Origin of the sequence: Pseudomonas sp. B6(2017), assembly GCF_002112765.1 — a bacterium.
Taxonomy (GTDB): Bacteria; Pseudomonadota; Gammaproteobacteria; order Pseudomonadales; family Pseudomonadaceae; genus Aquipseudomonas; species Aquipseudomonas piscis.
In genome coordinates this window covers 257,207-271,583 of sequence record NZ_NEIQ01000007.1, presented here as the reverse complement: position 1 = coordinate 271,583, position 14,377 = coordinate 257,207, and the positions used below count along the sequence as shown (strand labels likewise).

Sequence of the window (14,377 nt, the reverse complement as noted above, 5' to 3'; positions counted from 1 at the left end):
TCAAGCTGCAAGAATTGGATTTAGGTGCTTAGCGGTCTATCTATAACTTGAAGCTCGCAGCTTGAAGCTTGTCGCTGCCGTCAAGCTACCTCACACAGGGCGCTCGGATCGATGGATAACGCCAGGCGCTGGCCATTGGCGTGCAGGTCGGCAGCCGAACGGTTGAGTACATCCACCACCAGTTCCACGCCGTGGGCCTCGACCCGATAGCGGATGACGTTGCCCAGCAAGCTGTGGCCACGGATCAGCGCGTCCGGCTGGCCGTCCCTGCGCAGCTCGATGGCCTCGGGGCGAATGGCGATGCGCCCGCTCACCGGACGCTGCAACAGCTTGCTGGCGCTCTCGGCGTCAAGGAGGTTGTAGTTGCCGATGAAGCCGGCGGCGAATGCATCCACCGGCGCGGTGTACAGGGTCTCGGCATCGCCACTCTGGACGATCTGGCCCTGGTTCATCAGGAAGATCCGGTCCGACAGGGTCAGCGCTTCTTCCTGGTCATGGGTGACGAAGATGGTGGTCAGGCCCAGTTCCTGCTGGATATTGCGGATTTGCTCGCGCAGGTGCTTGCGGATTCGCGCGTCCAGTGCCGACAGCGGCTCATCCAGCAACAGCAGGCGCGGCCGGGTCACCAGGGAACGGGCCAGGGCCACGCGCTGGCACTGGCCGCCGGAGAGCTGGTGTGGGTAGCGGCTGGCGAAGTCCTTTAGCTCCACCAGTTGCAAGGCTTCATTGACGCGCTTGTGGCTGTCGTCGGCGTTGACCTTCTGCATGCGCAGGCCGAAGGCGACGTTCTGTTCCACGGTCATGTTGGGGAACAGCGCATAGCTCTGGAACACCATGCCGATCCCGCGTTTCTGCGGGCTCAGGGGCACGATATCCTGGCCGTCGAGGAGAATCTTGCCGGCATCCACCGGAGTCAGCCCGGCGATGCAGCGTAGCAGGGTGGACTTGCCGCAGCCGGAGGGGCCCAGCAGGGTGACGAACTCGCCCTTGTGGATCTGGCAGTTGATATCGCTGAACACCGTGGTGCCCGCGTAGTGCTTTTGCAGGTGTTGCACGTCGACGAAGCTCATTGGCTCTTGTCCCTGTTCAGGATGTTGGCGGCCCAGGTCAGGACCAGCACGAAGAAGAAGTAGGAGATCACCAGGGCGCTGGTGAAGTGGCCGCTGCTGTTGCGCATGTTGTTCAGGTATACCTGCAGGGTTTCGTAGCGGGTGCCCACCAGGATGTTGGCGAACACGAACTCGCCGAACAGGAACGAGAAGGACAGCAGCAGCGCCACCATCAGGCCCTTGCGCAGGTTCGGCAGGACTACCAGCAAGGCCGCCTGCCAAGTGCTGGCGCCCAGGAGCTGGGCGGCGTCCATCAGGTCCCGCAGGTTGATCGCCTGCAGGTTGTTGGTGATGGCCCGGTACATGAACGGCAGGGCCACGGTGAAGTAGCAGCCGATCAGGATCCACGGCGTGCCGACCATGGCCAGGGGGCCTGAGCCGTATAACTGCAGCAGGCCCACCGAGGACACCACCGGCGGCACCGCGAAGGGCAGCAGGATCAGGATGTTCATCAGCGCATCGAGCTTGGGAAAGTGGTAGTGCACCACGAACAGCAGCGGCAGGATCAGCACCACCGACAAGACCAGGGCGCCGACGCAGACCAGCAGCGACTGGCCGAAGGCCGCGAGAAAGCGCGGGTCGCTCCACAGCTGCGAGTACCACTTGAAGGTGAAGCCGCTGGGCAGGATGGTCGCCGACCAGCTGCTGGCGATGGAGTAGACGAAGGTCCCCAGCAGCGGCAACAGCAGGATGGCGAACAGCAGCCAGACCACGAACCGGTGGTAGAGGGCGACGGAGCCAGGTTCAGCGCGAGACATGGTAGCTCCTCTTGAGCAGCAACTGATGGACGATGGTCACCAGGGTCATCAGCGCCACCAGCACCACCGCCAGGGCGCTGGCCATGTTCGGATCCAGGGAAATGTCCCCGGAAACCATGGCCGCGATGCGGATCGGCAGGACGTTGAAGTTGCCGGTGGTCAGGGCATAGACCGTGGCATAGGCGCCCAGGGCGTTGGCCAGCAGGATCACGAAGGTGCCCAGCAGCGCCGGGGTCAGCACTGGAAGGCCGATATGCCGCCAGAACTGCCAGCCGCTGGCGCCCAGCAAGGCGGCGGATTCGCGCCAGTCTTCGCGCAGTGCGTCGAAAGCCGGGTACAGCAACAGCACCCCAAGCGGGATCTGGAAGTAGGTGTAGAGGATGATCAAGCCGGTCTTGGAGTAGAGGTTGAAGTCCTGGATGACCCCCGACTGCTTGAGCATGATGGTGATGGCACCGTTGAAGCCCAGCAGGATGATGAACGCGAAGGCCAGGGGCACGCCGGCGAAGTTGCTGGTCATGTTGGCGAAGGCATTGACGAAGTTGCGCAACCTGGAGTCGACCCGGCGCAGCGAGTAGCTACCCAGCACGGCGATGATGATGCCGAACACGCTGGACCAGAAGCTGATCTCCAGGCTGTACTGGATCGCCTGCAGGTAGAACTTCGAACTGAAGATCTTGCTGAAGTTGGCCAGGCCCCAGCCGAACTCCTCGGACTGCAGGCTGTTGATCAGCACCCACGCCAGCGGGGCCAGCTGGAACACGAGGAAGAACAGGGCGAAAGGCACCAGGCACAAGGCCGCCAGCCATTTGCCACGGGTCACTGAATTCACTTCAACAGCTCCCGGCAGAAGGGTTTGTCGTGGGGTACGCCGAGCAGTTGGCAGATGGTGCCGCACAGTTCGGCCTGCTTCGGTGTGGCCCCGGGATCGAGGCTGAAGGCCTCGCCGATGACGAATAGCGGCACCTCCCGTTCCTCCGGCAGCAGGCCATTGTGCGAACGATCGGCGTTCATGCCGTGGTCGGCGGTCACCAGCACCTGGTAGCCGGCGTCGAGCCAGCCTTGCAGGTAGTCGGCCAGGATGATGTCGGCCGAGCGTGCGCTGTTGCGGTACTGGGCGCTGTCCAGGCCGTGCTTGTGGCCGGCGTCGTCGATGTTCATCGGGTGCACCAGCAACAGGTTGGGAGCGTGGCGCAGGCGCAGGTCCTCGGCATCGGCGAACAGGTGGGAGTCGGGGTAGTGGTCGCTCCAGTAGAAGTGGCCGTACTGGATCGGCAACTCAGGGGCGACGGTGTGCCGGTCTCGCGCTGCATTGAACGGCGTGCGGTTGTACAGCTCGCTGATCCAGTGGTAGGCGGCAGCGGCGGTGCCCAGGCCGGCGGCCCGGGCGTAATGGAACAGGCTGCGCTGGGTGGAGAGGCGCGAGACCTGGTTGTGCACGATGCCGCTGTCGATCGGCGGCACGCCGGTGAGGATGCATTCGTACAGCGGGCGGGACAGTGCCGGAAGCTCGCATTCCAGTTGGTACAGCGCTGCGCGTCCTGCGCCGACGTAGGCTTGAAGATGTCCCATGGCGTGGCGGGCGACCTGGTGATTGAGGCCGTCGAGCACGACAAGGATGACGTTGTGTGACATGGGGCAAGGGCTCCGCAAGACCGAACAATCTCGTAGGAGCGCAGCTTGCCCGCGATGGTGTCGCTGCGATTTCAAGATAGACCGCAGCGCCTGGATCGCGGGCAAGCCTCGCCCCTACGGAAGCAGCATTACTGCATGTTGATGATCACTTCTTCCTGCCACTTCTGCGGCAGGGCCTTGGAGGTTTTCTCCCAGGCTTCGGCGTCCTTGATCGGCGTCACGTGCTTGTACTGCTCGTTGGGCAGCAGGTTGGCCTTGACGTCCGCCGGCAGGTTGACGTGTTCGGCGCGGATCGGGCGGGCATTGCCACGGGCCAGGTTGATCTGCCCGGCGTCGCTGAAGATGTACTCGCGGGTCAGCTTGGCCGCATTCGGGTGCTTGGCGTACTTGTTGATAATGGTGGTGTAGCCGGAGATCACCGAGCCGTCGGACGGGATCAGCACCTCGTAGTCGTCCTTGTTGACCATCTTGTTGCGGTAGCTCAGGCCGTTGAAGTCCCAGACCACGCCGACTTCCACTTCACCCTTCTCCATGGTGGCGATGGTCGGGTTGGCCAGGGACAGGCGCCCCTGCTTGGCGATCTCGGCGAACATCAGCAGCGCCGGCTGGATGTTCTTCTCGTCGCCACCCTTGGCGATGGCGGCGGCCAGGACGCCGTTGGCAGCCTGGGCGGCGGTGCTCACGTCACCGATGGACACCTTGTACTTGCCCTTTTCCAGGTCGGCCCAGCTCTTGGGTGCTTCGGAACCGTGCAGCAGCTTCTTGTTGACGATGAAGGCGATGGTGCCGGTATAGGCCAGGGCCCAGTTGCCGTCCTGGTCCTTGGCCCAGTCCGGGACCTGCGCCCAGGTGCTTGGCTTGTAGGGCTGGACCACGCCCTGCTTGACGGCGATCGGGCCGAACGCGGCGCCAACGTCGCCGATATCGGCGCTGGCATTGGCTTTCTCGGCGGCGAACTTGGCGATTTCCTGGGCCGAGCTCATGTCGGTGTCGATGTGCTTGAGGCCGTAGGTCTTGGCCAGGTCGTCCCAGGTGCCTTTCCAGTTGGCCCAGTCATCGGGCATGCCGACGCTGTTGATGGCGCCTTCCGCCTTCGCAGCGGCTTCCAGGGTTTTCAAGTCGTTGTCAGCGGCCATGGCGGCGGTACACATGGCGATGGTCGAACCTAACAGTGATGCCAGGAAAAGCTGTTTCATCCGAAGCTCCTTTGGGCGTGTTCCACGCTGCGTTGTGATCGACAGTCTTGCGGTGGGTTGGTCTAGGTCAGCAATACCCGAGCCAATCTAAGCCTGTTGGATGACACTTTTATGTCGATGCCTGCCGCGAACGCCTGGAACCAGGCGCTGGCGCGACACTGCGAACTAAGCGTAGACCACGGCAAAACTCCCGTTTTCAAAGGCCCTGGCGAGAAAATTGCAGCCCCGGCCAGGGCCGTTCGCAAGCTTTGTCACATATCAGTCATCTGCGTTGCCTAGGCTTTGCAGTCAGGAGCAGGGGGCCGCCCGGGTCGCTGCCAGGCACTGGGACGGTGCTGGTCTAGTCCAAATAGGTAACGTTGATGCGTATAGAGGCAACCAAGGCGGTGACAGCCATCGGCCAGGTGCTGCAAGAACAGATTGCCCATGGCTTGCTGGCGCCGGGGAGCAAGCTGCCGGCCGAGCGCAAGCTCAGCGAGTTGTTCGCCACTACCCGGATCACCGTGCGTGAGGCTCTGCTGCAACTGGAGGCCCAGGGACAGATCTACCGCGAGGAGCGCCGGGGCTGGTTCGTTTCGCCGCCGCGCCTGGCCTATAACCTGATGCAGCGCAGCCACTTCCACGCCATGGTCAGCGCCCAGGGCCGGGTGCCGTCCACCGAGGTGATTTGTGCACGTTTGCAACCGGCGTCGGCGGCGGTCTGCGCCTGGTTGCAACTCCCGGCCTTGTCCAGCGTGATCCAGATCTGCCGGGTGCGACGTATCGACGAGCGTCTGGTGCTGTATGTGGAGCATTACCTGAATCCGCAGTACTTCCCGAAGATCCTCGACCTGGATCTGAACCAGTCGATCACCGAGCTGTATGCCCGGCACTACGACCTGCATTACGGGCGGGTGCGTTTCGAGATCGTGCCCACGTCCCTGCCACCGGAGGCGGCCGCGGCGCTCAAGGTCTCGGTGGGCAGCCCGGGACTGCGCATCGCCCGGGTCAACTACGACCAGCATCAGCGGCTGATCGATTGCGACCTGGAGTTCTGGCGCCACGATGCGATCCACGTCGGTGTGGATGTGGCCTGAGCCCGCTGCCTTCGCGCCAGCGGGCAGGGGCGGGGACTTGCAGGCTTAGCAGGCCGTTGAAAAACGTAGGCGAGGCAGTCAACGCAAGGCAAAAACAGGCGAAAAAGCGCAGTTTACGCTTGGTAAATGAGCATTTTGAGCCCTGTTTTTAACGCAGCGATGGCAACGCAGGTAGCTTTTCAACGGCCTGTTAGGGATTGGCCCCGGCGAACAGATAGTCCGTGGTCAAGGACGCCAGGGTCCGCACGCCCACCACCAGAGCCGACTCATCGACGAAGAATCCCGGGTTGTGGTTCGGCGCGGCCTTGGCCATGTCCTGGTCCCGGGGCGTCACGCCGAGGAACACGAACAGTCCCGGTGCCTGCTTGGCATAGAAGGAAAAGTCCTCCGCGCCGCCCACTAGCGGCCCTTGCACCACATCGTCCTTGGCCGCCCAGCGCAGGCTTGGCAGCATCTTCTCGGTCAGGGCCGGGTCGTTGATGGTCGGGTCGTACTTCTCGATGATGCTCACTTCGGCCTTGGCGCCGCCGCTCTCGGCGATCCGCTCCACGGTCTGGCGTACATCGCTGTGCAGTTTCTGGCGAATGCCATAGTCGTAGGAACGGATGGTGCCGGTCATTTCCACCGATTCGGGAATGATGTTGTAGCGTGTGCCGCCGTTGATGGTGCCGATGCTGACCACCGACGGGTACGACGAAATATCGGTTCGGCGACTGACCACGGTCTGCAGCCCGACAATGGCCTGGGCTCCGACGGTGATCGGGTCGATGCCGTCCCAGGGGCGGCCGGCGTGGGTCTGCTTGCCGAGGATGCGGATGCGCAGGTCGTCGGAGCTGGCCAGGGTCGGGCCCGGGCGATAGGCGATGCGCCCGGCGGGAATCCCGGCCCAGACATGCAGGCCGAACACCGCGTCCGGCTTGGGCGATTGCATCACGCCTTCCTGCACCATCATCTTCGCGCCCCAGACGTTCTTGCCGTCAGGAATGAAATCGCTCGGGCCTTCTTCGGCGGGCTGGAAATAGAACACTACAGTGCCTGGCAGGCGCTCGCGCATGTCGCTGAGGACTTTCGCCGTGCTCAGCAAGATTGCCGTGTGGGCGTCGTGGCCGCAGGCGTGCATGACGCCCACTTCCTTGTCCAGGTAGCGCCCCTTGGCCTTGGAGGCGAACGGCAGGTCCGCGACCTCCTTGACCGGCAGTGCGTCCATGTCGGCGCGCAAGGCCACGGTGGGGCCGGGCAGGCCACCCTTGAGCACCGCCACCACGCCGGTGCGGGCGACGCCCGTCCGGACTTCCAGGCCCAGGGCGCGCAACTGCGTGGCTACCAGCTCGGCAGTGCGGCGTTCGGTGTTGCCCAGTTCAGGGTGGGCATGGATATCGCGACGGGTTGCCAGCAATGCCGGTTCCAGGGCCTTGGCCTGTTCGGCGATGTGCTTGCGGGCCTGCGCCATGGCGCTGTCGTCGGCGGCATGGACGTAGTGGCCCGACAAGGCCAGGACACTGGCCAGGCAAGCGCTGGCGATGGTGGATAGCTGCATGGGGACTCTCTCCTTGATTGTTGTTGTAGTACGGGGCTGCCAGGTCCCGTGGCGTGCTGCGCCGTCCTGTCATGGGCCGCCTTGCCATGGAGCGCGTGCAGGCGTGGTCGCTCGCCTTATGCCTCGGCCTGGGAGCCGCCCCCGGCGGTGACCACCTGGATGCTCATGCGCGGGGTCGCCAGGTCCAGCCCGGCCTCGTCGAGGTGGCGCTTGAGCGACAGGTTGAAGGCCCGGGACACTTCCCATTGCTTGATCGGCGCGGTCTTGAAGCGGGCGCGGAGGATGGCGCTGCCGGATTCGAAGCTCTCCACCCCCTGGATCTCCAGGGGCGACCAGATATTGCGCCGCTGTAGCGGATCGCTGCGCATCTTCTGGCCGACATCGCGCATCAGCTTGATCGCATCGTCGATCTCCATGTTGTAGGGGATCGCCACGCGGAAGATGGCGTAGCCGAACTCCCGGGAGTAGTTCTTGATGCTCTTGATCTCGCTGAACGGGATGGTGTGGACGATGCCGTCGATGTCTCGCAGGCGCACGGTGCGGATGGTCAGGCCCTCGACGGTGCCCAGGTGGCCGCCGACATCCACGTAGTCGTCGATGGCCAGGGAGTCCTCGATGATGATGAACAGGCCGGTGATCAGGTCCGCCACCAGCGACTGGGCGCCGAAACCGATGGCCAGGCCGATCACACCGGCACCGGCCAGCAGCGGCGTGACATTCATGCCCATGTTGGCCAGGGCGACGATGGTGGCGATGATGAAGATCGCCACGAACAGCACGTTGCGGATCAACGGCATCATGGTCTGGGCGCGGGCATTGGCCAGGCCCTTGCGCGAGCGGGTCAGCGCGTGGTGCACGGCGGTATCGCTGAGGATCCAGATCAGCCAGGCGAAGATCAGGGTGCCGCCAAGGCCGAACAGCTTGACGCTGACTTCGTGGCCGTCGCCTTCGGTGAAGCGGATCAGCGACATGCCCCAGACCCGCAAGCCCAGTTCGATGAAGGCCAGCCACACGGCGAGGTGGGCCAGGGTGTAGAAGAACCCCTTGAGCCGCTCGGAATACAGCGCATGGCGCTTGTGCCCGCGGTGGGGGCGCTGGGCATGGCGGCGCACCAGGCCATTGATGACCATGCACAGCACCAGCAGCACGGTGCACAGCAGCGACTGGCGCAGGGCGGTGCTGGTGTCGCCGGCGGAGACGAAGGTGGCGAACAGCGAGATGCCCACCAGCACCAGGGCCGGCAGGTACCAGAAGGTGCCGATGATCTCGATGGTGTCGCTCAAGGCCCGGCGCGTCAGGCGGCGCGCCAGGGGCTGGTTGCGGATCAGGTGGGCGATCGGCCGCCGGAAGCGCAGGATGAACACCCCGGTGGACAGGGCGGCCATGACATTGGCGAAGGTCGCGGCGGTATGGGCCAGGTGCTGGCCGAGGCTGGCCACCATGCGCGGATCGCTCAGGGCCTCGCCGAAGGCGGCGAAGCTGCCGATCCACCATAGCGGTCGAAACGCCTGGCGCCGCAGGATGTACAGGGCGCGATGGCGGTGGGGGCCGTCGAGAACCGAGAACGCCACCACGCAGATCGCCGAGAAGCAGGTGCCGACCACCAGGGCATAGGCCAGGACCATGGCCAGGTCCTTGCCCAGGGACGAGGGCAGGGAATAGGTCATGTACACGGTGATCAGCAGGGCGATCATCCAGGGGCCGAGCTTGCGCAAGGCGAAGCGCAAGAGGTCCCAGGTCTTGGGGTGCTGGGGCAGGTCCTCGGTAAGGCCGAAGCGCAGGCGCACGCGATGGCTGAGCCAGATCAGCGCCGCTGCCAGCAGGCTCCAGACCATGAGGATCAGGGCAAAGGCGAAGATGATCGGCAGCCACTGGCTGGCCGGCAGTACCAGGGCCGCCAGTTCCTGCTGGGCCAGCTCGAACTCGTCGGTCCAGCGGGTCGCGGGGCTGTCAGCGCCGGAAAACTGCTTTTCCAGGGTCGACAAGGTGCCGCCGATCAGCCCGAGCACGCCTTCCTCGGGGGTGGGCTGGGCTTTTTTCGTGGTGTCGCGCAGGCGCTTGAGGTCCGCCAGCAGCTTGGCCCGCTGCTGGTCGTTCTCCAGGGACTTGATCACTTGGTCCAGGGACTGCCCCAGGGGCTCCTCGGCTTGCGGCTGGGGCTTGGCCTGGTTGCCCAGCAGGCCAGGCAGGCCGACGGCCTGGGCGCTGTTGAGGGGCAGGAGGGTCAGCAGGCAGACGAGCACATAGCAGGGCAGGGCGAACAGACGAGCGAACACTGGGCGGTCAACCTCGGACGTTTACGGTATCGACCGAGTGTACGAGGCCGCCAAATCCAATGCGAGGGCGAGCGGCGCTTTTATTCCGCGAGCTTGGCCAGGATCTTGTAGACCACGGTGCCGAGGATCAGCAGCATGCCGATCCACATGCTGAGTACGCCCAGGTTCTTGTCGCGGAAATTGAAGCCGATGGCCAGGAGGATCATGCCAATGAGGATCGGCACGAGCATGGCATGGAATGAAGACATCGAAATCATGGCAATGGCCTCCTCAGAAGGAATGCTTATAAGTCTAGATCGTTTTGTCGCGATTCGTAGTGATGTGCATCAGCGACCAGCGATCTGTCGCCGGGACCGGGCCGTGCTGGCGCAGGCGCAGGCGCAGGCGCAGGTGCCTGTGCCAGCGGCGGTTGGTGGTTTACGGCAGCTCTTGGCTGGCGTAGAAGGCGCTCAGCACCTTGACCAGGTGAGCCAGGTCGTGGCTGCCGCACAGCTCGCGGATCGAGTGCATGGCGAAGGTCGGCAGGCCGATATCGACGGTGCGCACGCCCAGGTGGCTGGCGGTGATCGGGCCGATGGTCGAGCCGCAGCCCATGTCGCTGCGCACCACGAAGCTCTGCACCGGCACCTCTTCGGCCATGCACAGGTGACGGAAGAAACCGGCGGTTTCGCTGTTGGTGGCGTAGCGCTGGTTGCTGTTGACCTTGATCACCGGGCCGGCGTTGAGCTTGGGGCCGTGATTGGCGTCGTGTTTATCGGCGTAGTTGGGGTGGACCCCGTGGGCGTTGTCGGCGGAAACCAGCAGCGACTTCTGGATGGTACGCACGAACTCGTCGCCCTCGGGCAGCAAGCGGCGCAGGGTCTGCTCGAGCATCGGGCCGTCGGCGCCGCAGGCCGAGCAGGAGCCGACTTCTTCATGGTCGTTGCACACCAGCACGCAGGTTTCGTCGCTGTCGGCATTGAGCAGGGCCTGCAGGCCGGCGTAGCAGGACAGCAGGTTGTCCAGGCGCGCGCCGGCGATGAAGTCCTCGTGCAGGCCGATCACCGCCGCGCCCTGGGTATCGTAGAAGCTCAGCTCGTAGTCCAGCACCACGTCGGCGTTCAGGCCGTGCTCACGGGCCAACTGGTCGGTCAGCACGGCACGAAAATCCACGCGCTCGTCGCCGGCGAACTGGGCGAGGATCGGTGGCAGTTCGTTCTGCGCGTTGATGGCCCAACCCTGGTTGGCTTCACGGTTGAGGTGGATGGCCAGGTTGGGAATGATCGCGATCGGCGCCTTGAAGTCGATCAGTTGGCTTTCCACCTTGCCATCGCGGCGGAAGGTCACCCGGCCGGCCAGGGACAGGTCGCGGTCGAACCAGGGGGCAAGCAATGCGCCGCCGTAGACTTCCACGCCCAGTTGCCAGAAGCCCTGGCGTTGCAGCTCTGGTTGGGGTTTGACCCGTAGGCACGGGCTGTCGGTATGGGCGCCGACCATGCGGATGCCGCCGTGCAGAGGGGAGTGCCGACCCAGCTTGATGGCGACGATGGAGGAGTCGTTGCGCGTGACGTAGTAGCGGCCATTGGCTTCGGTGGCCCATGACTCGCGCTCGTCCAGGCGCTGGTAGCCTGCGGCTTCCAGGCGTTGAACCAGGCTGGCAGTGGCATGGAAAGGGGTAGGGGAGGCCTTGAGGAAGTCGATCAGGCCTTGGTTCAGCTCTTCGCGCATAAGTAGCTCCAGACAGCAGTGGCGCGAGTTTAACGTATTGGGCAGGGGCTATGGGCAAGAGCATGTGCTGCTTGCCCATCCTGTGAGTGGGGCCTCAGGCGATAGGCTGGCGCAGGTAGCCGAGAATGGCTTGGTGGTCTTCCCGGCGCTCGGGCATAGGCAGGTGCTCCGGCCAGGCGCCATCCTCGAGGGCCAGCATGGCTTGCTGTTGCTGTTCGTCCCAGCGGCCGATTTCACGAGATGCGCATTCCCACCAGGCATGCCGGCACGCCGAATGATACGGCGCATCGGACAGCGAGCTGCCGTAGAGCACGTCGCGGCCGATCTTTTTCTGTCCCCCTTTGAGCTTGCGCAACCGCCACTTGATCCGCAGTCGCTGCCACAGATGCGGCAGGGGTTTGCTCCGGGGCATTTCCTGGCACAGCTTGATCAGCTCGGGGCGATAGTCCTCGCCGTGCAAGGCAAAGAAGTGCGCCTGCATGGCATGGAAGAAGCGTTTCGCCGCGAAGTAGTGATAAACGTGTTTCCTGGCTTCCTGCACCGGCTTGCCGCGCATGGTGAACGACAGCGCGACTTGTTCGATGGTATGGATCTCGAAAGGCTCGCGGGTCCACTCGTCGATCAGTTCGATGGCCCTTTCCAGCATCGGCAAGTCGCTGTCGGTGAGGCCGCACAGTCCACTGTTATACAGCCGGAAGTCGCTGTCAGGTTCGATGCCGTGGGGTTTCAGGCACTGGCCGAGCTTGTGGTAGACCGGGCGCTTGCTGACGTCTCGCCAGTGATATTCGAAGCAGTCCATCAGGTAACGCTGAGGGCTGATCTGCTTGAACAGCAGATGTGGGTTCTTCAAGAACAGGGTGTCGGTATCGACGAACAGAGTCTTCTCAGCAAGTTGCAAGCCACTGGCGATAGCGCAGGCCTTGCGTCGATGGTGATAGCCGTTCTGGCCTTGCCATTGCTGCAGGGTCTGCTCATCCAGGGCGACCGTATCCACGGGCCAGCCGGCATAGTCTTCTGGCCGGTCGGTCATGATCCTGATGCACAACGATTCGCTGCTCCTCAAGTGGCTGAGGGCGGTGAGGATGCTGAACTTGACTTCGCGCCGGTAGACCGCATTGCTGCCGTAGACCAGGTAGAGCAGTTGCTGCGGTGTTTTCTCTGGGTTGCGGGGAGACGGTACTGCAGGGAACGTCATCGTTTCGAGTGTCCTTACTTCTGGATAGGCGCTGGAGAATCGGGTGTTGTCAGAACGGGGCAGGGCATTCGAAGCGCAGGCGCTCGCCGGTCTGGGGGTGGGTGAAGGCCAGCATGCTTGCATGCAGGCATAGGCGCGGCCAGGCGGCCAGGGCCTGGGGATGGGCGTAGAGACCGTCGCCCAGCAATGGGTGGCCGATCGACAGCATATGCACTCGCAACTGGTGGGAGCGGCCGGTGATAGGGGTCAACTCGACCCGGCACCAGTCGCCGCAGCGCTCCAGCACGCGCCAGAAGGTCAGGGCGTGCTTGCCCTGCTCGTGGTCCACCACGTGCCGTGGCTTGGTCGGCGGGTCATAGCGCAGGGGCAAGTCGATACTGCCGCTGTCCAGTTCCGGCTGGCCCCAGCACAGGGCGGTATAGGCTTTTTCGGTTTCACGGTCATGAAACTGCCGGGACAGTTCGCGATGGGTGTCCGGGTCCCGGGCCAGGAGAATGATCCCTGAGGTTTCCCAGTCCAGGCGGTGGACGATGCGGGCTTCGGGATAGCCGTTTTCCTGCAGGCGGGTGATCAGGCAGTCCTTGTTGTCGTCGGCGCGACCGGGCACCGAAAGCAGCAGGGTAGGTTTGTTCACCACCAGAATGGCGGCATCCTGGTACAGGATGTGGATATTGGACAACGGCATCAAAACAGTCTCGTAACAAACGCCAACGGCGGCTCGCCGACCCCATGCATGCATGAGGCCCGCGAGCCGCCGTGGTTTCCGCCCGGTCGATCAGCGATCAGGCAGAGTGATGTTGAGTTCAAGGATCGAGCAGCTACCCTGGTTTTCCAGGGCGACCTGCACATCATCGGACCCGATATTGACGTACTTGCGGATCACTTCCACCAGTTCCTTCTGCAAGGCGGGCAAGTAATCCGGGGTGCTGCGCTGGCCGCGCTCATGCGCCACGATGATCTGTAGACGCTCTTTCGCTACCGACGCGGTACTGACCTTTTTGCTGGCACGAAAGAAGTCGAAAAGATTCATTATCTACCTCCAAACAGGCGCTCGAAGAATCCCTTCTTCTCGACATTCAGGAACCGGTGTTCTTTTTCCTTGCCCAGCAAGCGATCGACAGTATCGCTGTAGGCTTGGCCGGCATCGCTCTGGTCGTCGAGGATGACAGGGATACCCTGGTTGGAGGCTTTCAGTACCGCCTGGGATTCCGGGATCACGCCCAGCAGGCGGACGGCGAGGATTTCCTTGACGTCTTCGACGCCGAGCATTTCGCCTTTCTCGACACGCTCGGGGTGGTAGCGGGTGATCAGCAGGTGTTCCTGGATCGGCTCCTCGCCTTTTTCCGCACGACGCGATTTGCTGGCCAGCAGGCCCAGCATGCGGTCGGAGTCACGGACCGAGGATACTTCCGGGTTGGTCACGACGATCGCTTCGTCAGCGAAGTACATGGCCAGGTGGGCGCCTTTTTCGATGCCGGCCGGGGAGTCGCAGACCACGAAGTCGAAGGACTCCTTGAGCTCCATCAGGACTTTCTCCACGCCTTCCTGGGTCAGGGCATCCTTGTCGCGGGTCTGGCTGGCGGCCAGCACGTAGAGGTTTTCCAGGCGCTTGTCTTTGATCAGGGCTTGTTGCAGGTTGGCTTCGCCATTCACCACGTTGACGAAGTCATACACCACGCGACGCTCGCAGCCCATGATCAGGTCGAGGTTACGCAGGCCGACGTCGAAGTCGACGATGACAGTCTTGTGGCCACGCAGAGCGAGGCCGGTACCGATAGCGGCGCTGGTGGTGGTTTTACCCACACCACCCTTGCCGGATGTAACAACGAGAATCTTGGCCAAGGTGTTTCACCCCTAAGGAAAAAGGACTTTGGGTCCCTGAAAAACA

At 63.4% G+C, this 14,377-nt stretch carries 14 protein-coding genes; 1 reads left to right on the top strand and 13 read right to left on the bottom strand.

Features of this window, described 5'->3' with window-relative positions; all coding sequences use genetic code 11:
* Positions 1 to 80 precede the first annotated feature (80 nt).
* The 5 genes from CAG11_RS14255 to CAG11_RS14235 form a co-directional block, all read right to left on the bottom strand.
* Positions 81 to 1,070 (bottom strand): ABC transporter ATP-binding protein, encoded by a 990-nt coding sequence (locus CAG11_RS14255; RefSeq protein ID WP_085596828.1) that lies wholly within the window; start codon positions 1,068 to 1,070, stop codon positions 81 to 83.
* The gene (locus CAG11_RS14250; RefSeq protein WP_085596827.1) at positions 1,067 to 1,867 is read right to left on the bottom strand and encodes an ABC transporter permease; all 801 of its coding nucleotides are present in this window, start codon (positions 1,865 to 1,867) and stop codon (positions 1,067 to 1,069) included. The genes CAG11_RS14255 and CAG11_RS14250 overlap by 4 nt, the downstream gene beginning before the upstream one ends.
* Complete coding sequence (locus CAG11_RS14245; RefSeq protein WP_085596826.1) at positions 1,854 to 2,699, bottom strand: ABC transporter permease subunit; 846 nt, start codon at positions 2,697 to 2,699, stop codon at positions 1,854 to 1,856. The genes CAG11_RS14250 and CAG11_RS14245 overlap by 14 nt, the downstream gene beginning before the upstream one ends.
* A complete protein-coding gene (locus tag CAG11_RS14240) occupies positions 2,696 to 3,502 on the bottom strand; it encodes an alkaline phosphatase family protein (protein WP_085596825.1) in 807 nt (268 codons plus the stop codon). Before CAG11_RS14240 ends, CAG11_RS14245 begins: the two co-directional genes overlap by 4 nt.
* A 128-nt stretch (positions 3,503 to 3,630) precedes the next feature.
* Entirely contained in the window at positions 3,631 to 4,698 is a 1,068-nt protein-coding gene (locus CAG11_RS14235) for an ABC transporter substrate-binding protein (protein ID WP_085596824.1), read from the bottom strand.
* Between the two features lie 362 nt (positions 4,699 to 5,060).
* Here CAG11_RS14235 and CAG11_RS14230 point away from each other — a divergent pair, with 362 nt between their 5' ends.
* Positions 5,061 to 5,774 carry a UTRA domain-containing protein gene (locus tag CAG11_RS14230; protein ID WP_022640182.1) on the top strand — a complete coding sequence of 238 codons (714 nt, stop codon included), beginning with the start codon at positions 5,061 to 5,063 and terminating at the stop codon, positions 5,772 to 5,774.
* Between the two features lie 190 nt (positions 5,775 to 5,964).
* Here the strand turns inward: CAG11_RS14230 and CAG11_RS14225 are convergent, their stop codons facing one another.
* The 8 genes from CAG11_RS14225 to minD form a co-directional block, all read right to left on the bottom strand.
* A complete protein-coding gene (locus tag CAG11_RS14225) occupies positions 5,965 to 7,311 on the bottom strand; it encodes an amidohydrolase (protein WP_085596823.1) in 1,347 nt (448 codons plus the stop codon).
* A 116-nt stretch (positions 7,312 to 7,427) separates the two neighbouring features.
* Positions 7,428 to 9,587: a mechanosensitive ion channel family protein gene (locus CAG11_RS14220; protein ID WP_085596822.1), complete on the bottom strand. Its 2,160-nt coding sequence runs from the start codon at positions 9,585 to 9,587 to the stop codon at positions 7,428 to 7,430.
* An 80-nt stretch (positions 9,588 to 9,667) separates the two neighbouring features.
* Positions 9,668 to 9,844, bottom strand: coding sequence for a hypothetical protein (locus CAG11_RS33800; RefSeq protein ID WP_022640180.1), 177 nt, complete (start codon positions 9,842 to 9,844; stop codon positions 9,668 to 9,670).
* A 160-nt stretch (positions 9,845 to 10,004) separates the two neighbouring features.
* Complete coding sequence (locus CAG11_RS14215) at positions 10,005 to 11,294, bottom strand: M18 family aminopeptidase (RefSeq protein WP_022640179.1); 1,290 nt, start codon at positions 11,292 to 11,294, stop codon at positions 10,005 to 10,007.
* 94 nt (positions 11,295 to 11,388) lie between these two features.
* On the bottom strand, positions 11,389 to 12,489 hold the full coding sequence (locus CAG11_RS14210; protein ID WP_085596821.1) for a hypothetical protein: 1,101 nt from the start codon (positions 12,487 to 12,489) through the stop codon (positions 11,389 to 11,391).
* Between the two features lie 49 nt (positions 12,490 to 12,538).
* Positions 12,539 to 13,174, bottom strand: a complete 636-nt coding sequence (locus tag CAG11_RS14205) for an RluA family pseudouridine synthase (protein ID WP_053133275.1) — start codon at positions 13,172 to 13,174, stop codon at positions 12,539 to 12,541.
* A gap of 90 nt (positions 13,175 to 13,264) precedes the next feature.
* Complete coding sequence (minE, locus tag CAG11_RS14200; protein WP_010224188.1) at positions 13,265 to 13,519, bottom strand: cell division topological specificity factor MinE; 255 nt, start codon at positions 13,517 to 13,519, stop codon at positions 13,265 to 13,267.
* Entirely contained in the window at positions 13,519 to 14,331 is an 813-nt protein-coding gene (gene minD / locus CAG11_RS14195; RefSeq protein ID WP_031320287.1) for a septum site-determining protein MinD, read from the bottom strand. Before minD ends, minE begins: the two co-directional genes overlap by 1 nt.
* Between the last annotated feature and the right edge of the window lie 46 nt (positions 14,332 to 14,377).